Annotated in this window: 7 protein-coding genes; 5 read left to right on the forward strand and 2 right to left on the reverse strand. The window is 41.9% G+C overall.

The annotated features are described in order from the left end of the window. Positions 1–205: 205 nt before the first annotated feature. On the reverse strand, positions 206–2062 hold the full coding sequence (locus RMY00_RS20495; protein ID WP_416212085.1) for a DUF1565 domain-containing protein: 1857 nt from the start codon (positions 2060–2062) through the stop codon (positions 206–208). 666 nt (positions 2063–2728) lie between these two features. Between RMY00_RS20495 and RMY00_RS20500 the strand changes: the two genes are divergently transcribed. From RMY00_RS20500 to RMY00_RS20515, 4 genes are all read left to right on the forward strand, one after another. Further along, entirely contained in the window at positions 2729–3844 is a 1116-nt protein-coding gene (locus RMY00_RS20500) for a thiamine phosphate synthase (protein WP_322649302.1), read from the forward strand. Between the two features lie 71 nt (positions 3845–3915). Further along, positions 3916–4128, forward strand: a complete 213-nt coding sequence (thiS, locus tag RMY00_RS20505) for a sulfur carrier protein ThiS (RefSeq protein WP_322649303.1) — start codon at positions 3916–3918, stop codon at positions 4126–4128. Positions 4129–4303: 175 nt separating this feature from the next. Then, positions 4304–4642 (forward strand): CU044_2847 family protein, encoded by a 339-nt coding sequence (locus RMY00_RS20510; protein WP_322649304.1) that lies wholly within the window; start codon positions 4304–4306, stop codon positions 4640–4642. After that, the gene (locus tag RMY00_RS20515; RefSeq protein WP_322649305.1) at positions 4626–8879 is read left to right on the forward strand and encodes a trypsin-like peptidase domain-containing protein; all 4254 of its coding nucleotides are present in this window, start codon (positions 4626–4628) and stop codon (positions 8877–8879) included. The genes RMY00_RS20510 and RMY00_RS20515 overlap by 17 nt, the downstream gene beginning before the upstream one ends. Positions 8880–8884: 5 nt before the next feature. Here RMY00_RS20515 and RMY00_RS20520 read toward each other — a convergent pair whose 3' ends face one another. Further along, positions 8885–10102, reverse strand: a complete 1218-nt coding sequence (locus RMY00_RS20520; protein ID WP_322649306.1) for a glycosyltransferase family 4 protein — start codon at positions 10100–10102, stop codon at positions 8885–8887. An 853-nt stretch (positions 10103–10955) separates the two neighbouring features. Between RMY00_RS20520 and RMY00_RS20525 the strand changes: the two genes are divergently transcribed. Then, a complete protein-coding gene (locus tag RMY00_RS20525) occupies positions 10956–11939 on the forward strand; it encodes a DUF1517 domain-containing protein (protein WP_322649307.1) in 984 nt (327 codons plus the stop codon). The last annotated feature ends 176 nt before the right edge of the window (positions 11940–12115 follow it).

Here is a 12115-nt window from a genome sequence, read left to right on the forward strand (position 1 = left end):
GGGTAAAAATGTGATTAAAAGCACAAGATACCACTTTTCAAACATCCTCTTAAGGACTTCCAAATAAAAAAATATACCATCGCTATGAGGCAGGGGGCAGGGAGCAGGGGAAGAAGCAAGGGAGCAGGGAGTAGGGAGCAGGGGAGAAGAATTGTCCCCTCTGCACCCTGCCCTCTTCCTCTTTCCCATGCCCACAATTCCCTACTCAATTCAACGGCTCCATAATGGCTCTTAAACCTTTACTAGAGAGTGTTTTAAGCATTTCTTTAGCGTTATATTCACTACTAAATACTCCTGCTTGCATAACTCTTTGACCTTGCCAAACTGTGGGAAACGCACCAGGAGCAAGGAATCGCACTAAATCTTGATCTTTATTAGTTGCCAATGGCACTACTACGCGATAACGTACACCAAATTGTCTTGCAGAGTTACCACTATATGGAATACTTGCAGAACTTGTTTGGATATTGCGACTATTAGCAATAGGTATATTGCGATCAGGAAGTGGTAAAAGTGCAGAAGCAGATGAGGCAGAAGTTTCTTGTATTGGTAATGGCTGCTGTGCAACTGAATTGGATGGGTACTCAGGAGCAGTAAATTCAATCGTCTTAGGCTCAATCCGCACATAATTCAACTGTGGTGTATCAGATGGCTGTGCTGGATTGGGAGTTGCAACTCTTAAAGTGTCAGCTGGTATTTGTCTAACCGACAAGCTGCTAGGAGTAGGAAATCCGGCAACTTTAGAGGTCGGTTGCTGTTGATTGGATATAGGCGCAGAAAGCCGCACATTGGCTGGCAACGATGGCAGCTTTTGACTGTTTAATTTTGTCGGAACACGATTATTTGCTGAAATGTTGTTGCTAGTTTGCCTATTAGTAGTTTCAGGGATTTCGGGAGCCGAGAAGGTAATTTCCCCGCTTGCTGGTATTTCTCGTAACACATTGTTAGAGACAGAGGCAGGTTGAGAATTTTGGGTTGCAAGTGCTGTTGTACCGTTGATATCTACCTTACCAGTGATGCGATCGCTTACAAGATTGTTACCAGGAGCAGAAATCTCCTGTTTAGCAGCACTGGCGTTAATATCGTAGCGAGCATTATTTTGAAATTGATTACCCCCAGGTTCGGATGCACTACCCAAATTGGGCATTGCTTGAGCGATCGCAACTAAACCATCTTCTTTATTATTTTGAATAATATTATTTCGTAAAATCGGGCGGGCATTTGCTTGTACCACAATTCCGGATCTATTATTTTGAATTTGATTCCCTATGACTATAGGAGCCGCATTTTGGGCAATATTAATGCCAAAACCCGTTTCGTGAAAGATATTTTCCTTCACTTGGGGACTGGAGTTACCAGCAATTGTGATGCCATTGGCTCCATTGCGATCAAAATAATTCTTACTAATAGTAGGTGTAGCATCACCACAAATAGAAATCCCATCTTGAGTACTGCCAGTAAATGTATTTTCTGCGATTACCGGATTACTTGATTCAACCCATAAACCGTAACCACGGCGGTTTGGGTTCGTCACTGTCACCCCAGTAATTAAGGTTTGGTTTGCTCCGACAATTGCGACATTTTGACCGGCAAAGCTCCGGCTCAGGTAATCACCACCTCCCTGAATTACAATATCCTTACCTTGATTGCTAGGGTTGCCTTGAATTGAGATACCTGGTTTTAATATTAAGGGAAATTCTTCTCCTGTTTCGGCGCTATAAGTGCCTGTGGAGAGCATAATTACAGTATTGGCGTTAGCTAATCGTAAAGCTTGGGTAATCGTTTTCACAGGAGCGGATTCGCTGCCATTGCCTGTGTCATCTCCACCATTTGGGTTGACAAACAGCACCTTCTGAGAATTTGTTTTCTCAACCAGAGGTGCTGAATTTGGTGTTGATGGCATCTGAGCAATCGCGCTACCCAGGAACGCCGTTCCCATGCCTACGGTAAAAGATAATACTGATAAAATAAAAAATAAAAGCCTTGCTGATTTCAGAAACTTAAGCTTCGCAAGCATAATATCTACCCTATGGTACTTAGGAAACATCCGATGGTGAATCATATTTAACACAACTCCTTGGAAGTAACCATAAATTCTTATACTCTCTAAGAGTATTATCTAGATAATATTACTCAGATATTGAACGAGTGGGAATTTTTAAGACAGCGTAATAAATGATATTCTGTCTGTTCAACAATACCTTGTCCTAAAGGACACGCTATGCGATCGCCAAAATACCCCCACTCTCAAATTTGTTGAGCATCAGTGAAGCAATATATACAGTCAGCTTTAATAATCGGCTCAGATAATATTTTGGACGAGAAAGCGTCCTATTTAAAAGTTAAAATTTACTTTATAAATACTCTCTAAATAGTATCCATGCAGTCTCAAATTTAATTTACCCACTGTGGATTTTCCAGTGTATACGCTCTGGCTAGTAGCCCACGGCGTAAATAGAGCAACCATTTTAAATCCCTAAAAAGCCGATTCCATAATACTTTTAAATGCGTGAATACGTGAGTTTTGACTTCCGCCTTGCGGCGTTAGTCCTTTGCGAGCTTGTCGTTTACCCTAAAATACTTGACTAACCTTAGTGCAAAACTGTAGCCTCAAACTACCCTTATCACTGCCTATAGGAACATGGGATAATTTCCTGTAACCCTCACTACTACGTTATTTTGCGTATAGTCTGCAAAAATTGAGTAAAAAAAAGCAAATTAATTAACTATGGTTACTAGGATATATGATAATTCACACTTCGATGAAAGCACTAACGGGATTGTTGTAATGGTCGAGCCATACAGCCAAAAAGAGCAGATACAACTTGTTGTCTACCGCATTTTAGATGCCAATTTAGACCGCGCTCGTGAGGGCTTGCGGATTATCGAAGAATGGTGTCGCTTTGGCTTGAACAATGCCCAGTTGGCTCTTGAATGCAAGCGGCTACGACAAGAGGTAGGCAAATGGCATACCCCGGAATTGCGGGCGGCGCGAGATACACCAGGCGATCCTGGGACTGAGTTAACCCATTCTCAGGAAGAACAAAGAGCTAGTATCAAATCGGTGTTGCAAGCTAATTTTTGCCGTATAGAAGAAGCATTGCGGGTGTTGGAAGAATACAGCAAGCTTTATCAGCCAAATATGGCTAAAGCTTGTAAGCAGATGCGCTATCAGGTTTATACCCTAGAAAGTAGTTTAATGGGTCATCAGCGCCATCAATTGTTATGGCGATCGCGTTTGTATCTTGTTACTTCCCCACATGAAAATTTGTTGAACAACGTCGAAGCTGCACTCAAAGGTGGATTAACGCTTTTACAATACCGCGACAAAACCGCCGATGATTCTTTGCGTCTGGAACAAGCCAAAAAACTTCGGCAGTTATGCCATCTCTACGGTGCTTTGTTCATTGTTAACGATCGCGTGGATGTAGCTTTAGCTGTTGATGCAGATGGAGTACATCTCGGACAACAAGATATGCCTATTGCTGTTGCTCGGCAATTACTCGGTTCCCAGCGTTTGATAGGTCTTTCTACCACAAATAAAGAAGAAATGCAAGCAGCAATTGCTGAAGGTGTAGATTATATTGGCGTGGGGCCAGTTTATGAAACTCCCACGAAACTAGGTAAGGTTGCAACAGGTTTAGAATATGTCAGTTATGCTGCCAAAAATTGCTCAATTCCCTGGTTTGCCATTGGAGGAATAGATGCCAATAATATCAATGATGTGATCGATGCCGGAGCCGAACGTGTAGCAGTGGTGCGATCGCTCATGCAAGCCGAACAACCTACCCTGGTGACTCAATATTTACTTTCCCAACTCAATCGCATCAAACCAGAACTTTAAAATAGTCATTAGTCATTAGTCCAAAGTAAGTAACCAATACCTAATACCCCACTCCCTATTCCCCACATATTATGTCTAATGAGATTACCATTCAGGTAAATGGGGAAACCCATAGCTGTTCGTTTCAAACTTCTTTACCCGACTTGATCCAACAGTTGGGCTTTAATCCCCGCTTGGTAGCTGTAGAGTATAACGGCGAAATTTTACACCGCCAGTTTTGGCCGGAAACAAAAGTACAACCAGGCGATCGCTTAGAAGTGGTAACTATTGTTGGTGGTGGTTAAGTCTGCTTCAACCTCAAAGGTTTTCGGGATATCTCGGAATCAACCTATTTGGGCTTGCAAAATGAGTGTGAGGTTCTAAAAGTCGCATTATCTAGGAACTTAAAGTGGTAGAAAACTCTCTATAATTTGTATATATGTAATTTCACGTATTTATACTCAATTTTGTAAGTTTATTGTGAAGCAGATAATAAAATTTCCTCTGGAAAGTGGCGAATCGATTTTTGTTGAAGTAGACGAAGCCGCACAGATAGACGATCGTATCGGTTTGCGAGATCAAGTGGTTGATAAAGCTACACAAACTTTCGAGTCAGCCCTAGAAACCGTTAAGCCCATAGCTAATGCAATTATTACCAAAATTGGCAGTCTCAAACAGCCAGCAGATGAAGTAGAAGTCAAGTTTGGCATCAAAATTAGCGCTCAACTTGGGGCAGTTGTAGCTTCTGGCAATAGCGAAGTCAACTATGAAATCACCTTGAAGTGGAAAAAAGATTCACAAAATGGTAGCACCCCTTGAGTCATCTATTGTCAGAATTTACTCTAACAGTAACAAGGGCAAAGTAATTGGTGCTGGCTTCTTAGTTTCTCAAAAGTACATCATCACCTGCGCTCATGTGGTAGCTGATGCTTTGGGACTTACCAGAACAACTGCTCAAATGCCAGATGCAGAAATCACTTTGGATTTTCCGTTAGTTGCACCCAAACAACTGCTCAAAGCTAAGGTTGTTTTCTGGCTACCTGTAAATCCGAGTGTGGAATTAGAAGATATTGCCGGATTAGAGTTAGCACTTTCTCCCCCAAATCAGGCTCTAATAGCACCATTAATTACATCTGATGAATGGGCGGGACATCCTTTCCGAGTATTTGGTTTTCCCGCAGGACAACCCGATGGTGTCTGGGCTACTGGAGTTTTACGCGGACATACGGGTAAAAGTTGGGTACAACTAGAGGATGAGAAACAAACAGGTTATGGATTAAAGCCGGGTTTCAGTGGTGCGCCTATCTGGGATGGTGAGCTTCAGGGTGTAGTAGGAATAGCAGTAGCGGCAGACATCAATCAACCAGATGCTAAAGTTGGGTTTATGATTCCCGCACGGGTGCTGGTGATAGCATGGTCTGTATTGAGTCAAGCTATTGTTTCGTGTCCCTATCGTGGTTTATTTGCTTTTCGGGAAGAAGACGCACAATTTTTCTTTGGGCGGGATATTTTCACCCAGAAACTTGTAGATACAGTCCAAAAACAATCATTAGTAGCGGTAATTGGGGCTTCTGGTAGTGGTAAATCTAGCGTAGTGTTTGCGGGTTTGATTCCTAATTTACGCCAACAAAGCAATTGGCTAATTGAGTCCTTTCGCCCAAAAACTCATCCTGTAGATGAACTTGCAGCAGTAATTGTACGCCTACGCGAACCAGAAAAGGGAAAGACACAACAAGATATTGAGGCGGGAAAGTTAGCTTATGGGTTGCGATCGCAACAAGTAGCAACACATACTGTTTTATCCCGAATTGTGTCAGAGAACGATAATAAGCGGCTGTTACTAGTAATCGATCAATTTGAGGAACTTTACGCTTCTTGCTCAGATATTCAAGAGCGCCAATTATTTTTAAATCAATTATTAGAAGCGGCTACACTGGTAGAGAATTTTACCCTTTTGCTGACCTTGCGGGCTGATTTTCTGAGCTATGCGCTTTTAGATTATCGCTTTGCCAATGCTTTGCAGAATGCTGATTTAAAACTTGCGCCGATGAACCGAGAAGAATTGCAGCAGGCGATCGCTCTACCTGCAAACAAACAAGGGGTAAGGTTAGAGGAGGGTCTTGTGAAGCGGATTCTCCAAGCGGTGGTAAATTCACCAGGGAATTTACCATTACTAGAATTTACTTTGACGCAACTATGGGCAGAACAGCAAAATCGCCAAATGACTCATGCTACTTATGAAGCAATTGGCGGTGTAGAAAAATCTTTGGCGAACCATGCAGAAGCCGAGTTTGCCAAGCTGAAGCCAAAGGAACAAGAACAAGCCCAGCAAATATTTATCCAGCTAGTGCGTCCTGGCGAAGGGACAGAAGACACACGCCGACTAGCTACTAGAAATGAGGTAGGAGATAATTGGGATTTGGTTAAGCGTCTAGCTGATGCGCGGCTAGTGGTAACTGGACTTAATGAGACTGCTGGTAAAGAAAAAGAAACAGTAGAAATTGTCCATGAAACCTTGATTCGGGAATGGGGACAACTGCATAGATGGATGGAGAGCGATCGCTCTTTCCGCACTTGGCAAGAATTATTGCGATCAAGAATGCGTCAGTGGGAAAATGCCGGGCGAGATGAGGGGCCATTGCTGCGAGGTGTCCCCCTAGCAGAGGCAGAAAATTGGCTCAAGCAGCGCCAAAATGAGTTGAGCCAAGCAGAGCAAGTTTTCATCCAACAAAGTTTGGCATTGCGCGATCGCGATCAACAGCAAAAAGAACGCGATCGTCAGCAAAAAGAACGCCGCCGCAAGCTTACTCTATTTGGGCTGACAGGTGGTTTAGTAGTAGTCTCAATGCTGGCTGCGATCGCTTTTTGGCTCCGATGGACAGCCCAAGTTGAAGCCTCTGGAGTCACTGCGTTAAGAAATTTTGAGTCTGGTGCTGAAGAAATTGAGGCTTTAGTATCAGCAATGGAAGCCGCACAAGAAGTTAAAAAAATGGCTTTTTGGAATAGTAATTGTTTGTATGACTGTCCAGCCACAAGTCCACTGCTAGCTTTGCAGAAGATTCTGGATAATATTCATCAAACAAATCAAATCAATACTTACCAAAGAGGTGTAAACAGTATCCGTTTTATTCAAAAGGATAACCAACAGGAATTAATTGTTGCCGGTGGAGAAGATGGCACCGTTACATGGCGGGATTTCCACGGAAAGCCATTGATAACATTGAAAAATTCTAAACTGCCCAATAACAGTATTAAAAGTATCGACTTTAACGAAAATCAAACAATATTGGCGACAGGTGCAAATAATGGTTGGGTAAAACTGTGGGATGTTTCACAGATGTGGAATTTCTTATCAGCACAGGATTGGTCTCCACCTGCCATAACATCTATACATCATCAATGTGACATAAAAGAATACGACTTAGCAAAAGAGAGTGATAAATGTAGTGTTAACAATGTTCGTTTTCTTCCCAAGATAAATTTGTTGGCAACAACTGGAGATGATGGCTACGTTAGACTGTGGACTCTCCAAGGAAAAATTTTTAAAACAATACCTGCTCACAGAGGTGGTATCAAAAGTCTTAATCCCAACCCTTATAATAACCAACAATTTGCCACGGGTGGAGAGGATGGACTAGCAAAACTTTGGGATATCAATCAGACAGAACCGATAGCAATATTTAAAGGTCATCAATGCAATGTCAAAGGCACCAATAAATGTAGTGTTAATAGTGTCTGGTTTCATCCCAATAAAAAGCAACTTGCTACTGCTGGAGATGATGGTACTGTCAGGCTGTGGGATTTTTCAGGAAAAGAACTGACAGAAAAAAAATTTGAAGCTCACCATGAAGGTGTGGAGACAGTTCGTATTAGCAAAGATGGGCTGATTGCTACATCAGCTAGCAATGGCAAAGTCTGGCTGTGGAAGGATTTCACTAGAACACTGGAAGCAGAATTTAAAGGTCATCAGGGCAGTGTTGTCAGCACTCGCTTTAATACCAAGGGCGATATTCTTGCCACTGCTGGAAAAGATGATGGTACAGTGAGATTTTGGGCAGTTCCAGGAAAATCATTAATCAAACCCAAAAATCCCTTAATCAAACTAGAGGGGCATAAAGAAGCTGTTAGTAGTGTTCGTTTTAGTCCAGATGGCAAGTTACTAATTACAGCTTCAGATGATGACTATATTAGGCTTTGGAACCTCGAAGGTACGCTGATAAAACAATTCAAAGCCTATCAAGGTGGTATCAATACTGTACGTTTTAGCCCAGACAAAGCAAAAAACCTAATTGTTACAGGTGGAAAAGATGGCACAATAAAGTTCTGGACGCGCACCGGAGAATCGTTAAAACCTTTGAAACCTTTCGAGGGGCATTCTCAAGCAATACGGAGTATTAGTTTTAATAATAAAGGAGATAGGCTTGTTAGTGCTGGAAACGATGGCAAAGCAATACTGTGGGATCTTGAAGGAAACAAAGTGCGAGAATTTCCCCACGGAGGTAAAGTCGAGACTACCAGATTTAGTCCAGATGACAAGCTGCTAGCTACAGTTGGAGAAAATGGAACAGCATTGCTGTGGGATATTAGTAGCGAGCAGCCAGCTAAAAAATTGATCGGTCATAAGGGCTATGTTACCACTGTTGGTTTTAGCCCCAAGGAGAATAAATTGGCTACATCTGGAGATGATAGTATCGTCAAGCTGTGGGATTATTCAGGAAAGCAGTTAAAAGAATTTAAGACTTATGAAGGCAGAGTCACACAAATAACTTTCAGCCGGGATGGTAAACTGCTGGCTACATCTTCAGCAAACTACACAACGAGATTGTGGAATTTATCAGGACAAGAAGTAGCAGAATTTAAAGGTCATCAAGGCTTTGTCAGAAGTGCAGATTTTAGCCTGGATGGTAAACTTCTAGCTATAGCCAGTGAAGACAAGACGGCAATTGTGTGGCGTATACGGGGATTAGATGAACTGCTACATGAAGGATGCGATCGCCTTAAAGATTACCTTGTAACTAACCCTGATGAAAAGAAAAAACTGAGTGTATGCTTATAAAAGTCTTACAAATCAGACTTGTAAAGCGATCTATGAAGGGTTCGACCCTTGGCTAATTCTTTACCTTTGCGGCCAAGTTGCTCACGTAGCTGCTGATCTTTGCACAACCGATTGAAAGCTTGAAACACTTCACAACCAGAATTGGGATTAACCAGTATTCCATTGTATTCATGCTGAACTGTATCTAGAACACCGCCTAAGCGAGGGGCAATTACAGGCTTACCGAAGTAACTTGCTTCTAAATAAACCATACCAAAACCTTCCATGCTATTAGCTTTAGTATCCAATAAAGTCAGCATGGCAAATATATCGCAAGCAGCATAATAACCTGCTAATTCTCGCTCAGGTACATATCCAGCAAAGTGGACGCGCTTATCTACCCGCAAACGATGCGCCAAAGATTTTAGTTCCGATTCACTTGACCCTTGACCGCAGATTATATAATGGACATCGACCCCAAAAGTTAGCAATATTGGGATGTTATCAATTACTCGGTCGAAACCTTTATCTTTTACGAGCCTGCCGATGGAGAGAATAACTATTGCTGATTCGGGAATGTTGTACGCCTGACGCACACGAACCCTTAAATCATCAAGGCTACTAGGACTCGCTACATTATTACCAAATTTTTCTGGTCTGATGACTGGGTTAATAACGTGGGTAGGAGTATCTAATCGGAAAGCAGTTCTGAGGTAGTCTCTTGTATAAGAACTGTTACAAACAATGCCTTCGGCGCGTTTGAGCGTTAATTTAAATAGCGATCGCAGCACGGGATTGTGTAAAGTACAATGAAAATCATCGCCGTGCAGATAGATAAAATAGCGAATAGGTAAGAAATAGCTCAATAGCAACAGCGAAGGGAAATCATAGCCGTGGCCCCACTCTATATAACGGTAGTGATAGCGAAAATAAAGTCTGATTGCTAGGACAAATGAGCAGACTATATTCACCAAAGGCTTCAGGATACTTCCCACAAAGCCACTACGCCAGTATCTAGGATAAAACCAGCGATATACGGGAAACTGTTGACCTTGATCAAATACTTTGTCTCCTGAGCAACTAGCCGCCAGCACAATCACTCGTTCTGGATCTTGAAGACAGCGATTATAGATATATTCCCCAATTACAGCTTCTTTCGGCAGGAAAATCCGGGATATGACTAAGATATCTGGGTATGCAGCTTTGTCTCTGATTTCGGCTGTTAGTTGAGAAATATGTTCCATAATAAAGCTGATAACTTTACTTCAAATAATTTTTAATTTATTTACAATTAGGATTATTTTCAAAGCCTTAATTCTTATTTTATTTCTTTTAAAACGAATGTGGTAGACCAATTTGCAGCCGATTTTACAAGATTAGCCAGAAAGATTGTTTTTTTTAATTGTGTTAATTTTATTTTTGCTCCAAATTTCTCACTACTTGAGAATTTCTGTGCATGATGAACAATAAATCAAAGTTAAGACTTGTATGTAGCCAAATTTATCAGTAAATAAATGTTGCGAAAATTATGAAATCTAGCTACGTTCAATAGAATATGCTGAATCCTCTAGGCTGTTGTACCAAAATACCAAAAAAATTGATCAGTACTTGAGAGTGATCTAGCGTCTGGCTGCGTTTAATGATGAGTATTATGGACACTTTTTTGCCTACTGTATAAAAGTAAGTTTAAGGTTATCGAATGTAATAAATACTACTTTTGTTTAAAAATGTCTTCCCACCTTTGATCAAATAAGTAGGGTGAAGTATTAAAAAATTAGTCAAAATAATCATTAAAAATTAAAAGCATCTGTATAATTCCAGACTGTAGGCTGAAAGTGCTATTCCAAAATCTAGCAGCAATAATTTCTGTGATTGTAAACATATCTTAAGGTACGGTTCCCCAGTCGAGAAATCCCCCCTGCGATCGCTGCCTACCCAACAGAAGACGCGGTAGATTAAATATGTAGCCAATACTTGTGAATGCTACGTGAATGCTACAAAGCAAGCTTTTACGGGCTGGCGTTAGCGAAAGATTGAAAGACTCCTACCAGCATGAGGAGAAATCATAAATAATTCAGTTTTCCAAGCGATTGTATTATGCGTAAAAAACTACAACAAACCATCAAACCACTGTTAAAAAGCTTGTTAGCGCTAGGACTGGTGTTAACTTTGGCTCTTAGCCACGCCGATGGAGCATTAGCGGCCCGCAGTGGGGGTCGAATCGGTGGTGGCTCCTTTAGAGTACCTTCCAGCCGCACCTATACACCGCGCACTTATGCACCTCCTGGCGGAGGCGGATACTATCCTGGTGGGGGTTTTGGTGGTGGTTTTGGCTTTCCCTTCCTACTTCCTTTCTGGGGTATTGGGGGAGGATTTGGTGGTCTATTTAGCATCTTAATTTTCTTTGCGATCGCTAATTTTATATTGCAAACTTTCCGCCGCGTCTCTAGCGGTGAAACTGGCGAAGCAGATTACACCAGTAACTCTCCGGTTTCTGTGACTCGTTTGCAAGTAGGTTTGTTAGCTCAAGCCCGTGAATTGCAAAATGAACTCAACCACATTGCTGAAACTGCTGATACCAACACCCCAGAGGGGAGAGCAGAAGTTCTCCAAGAAGCCAGCCTAGCTTTACTCCGCCATCCCGAATACTTCGTATATGCAGGTGGTGGCACTCAACAAGCCAGCTTAAATTCAGCTGAAAGTCAGTTTAATCGGCTGTCACTGGCAGAACGCAGCAAGTTTAGCGAAGAAACTATTTCTAACGTCAACAATCAGCTAAGAGGGGCCCTTGCCAAAGATGCTTTACCTCCGGCTGGTGAACTCGACAACCCCACCCGCCTATTTACTGAAGGCCCTGGTGAATATATTATCGTCACCTTGCTGGCGGCGACACTAGGCAAATTTGAAATCCCTACAGCGATTAGCAGTGCTGATGATTTGCGTCAAGCGTTGCGGCAAATTGGCAGTATCCCCAGTGAGAAACTTCTAGCAATTGAAGTTCTTTGGACTCCGCAAGCTGAAAATGATACCCTGACATCTGACGATGTACTGGCAAATTATCCTGATTTAAGACTTGTTTAATTTCTAAAAAATTTCGCACTTTAGTGCGAAGAAAGAACCTGCCATGTTGGCGCAACAAATAAGTTACCCTTTGAGGGCAATAATTAGAAAACCGTTTGTCATTGACAAGCGGTTTTTTGTATAACTTAGATATAGCAAGAATTACGCACTGAAAACTGAAACCTAGATTTACTAAT

Origin of the sequence: Nostoc sp. ChiVER01 (assembly GCF_034531155.1) — a bacterium.
Lineage (GTDB): Bacteria > Cyanobacteriota > Cyanobacteriia > Cyanobacteriales > Nostocaceae > Nostoc.

Coding starts and splice junctions, on each gene's coding strand:
- RMY00_RS20520 (WP_322649306.1), bottom strand. CDS start 10,102: ATGGAACATATTTCTCAACTAACAGCCGAAATCAGAGACAAAGCTGCA.
- RMY00_RS20500 (WP_322649302.1), top strand. CDS start 2,729: ATGGTTACTAGGATATATGATAATTCACACTTCGATGAAAGCACTAAC.
- RMY00_RS20515 (WP_322649305.1), top strand. CDS start 4,626: ATGGTAGCACCCCTTGAGTCATCTATTGTCAGAATTTACTCTAACAGT.
- RMY00_RS20525 (WP_322649307.1), top strand. CDS start 10,956: ATGCGTAAAAAACTACAACAAACCATCAAACCACTGTTAAAAAGCTTG.
- thiS (WP_322649303.1), top strand. CDS start 3,916: ATGTCTAATGAGATTACCATTCAGGTAAATGGGGAAACCCATAGCTGT.
- RMY00_RS20495 (WP_416212085.1), bottom strand. CDS start 2,062: ATGATTCACCATCGGATGTTTCCTAAGTACCATAGGGTAGATATTATG.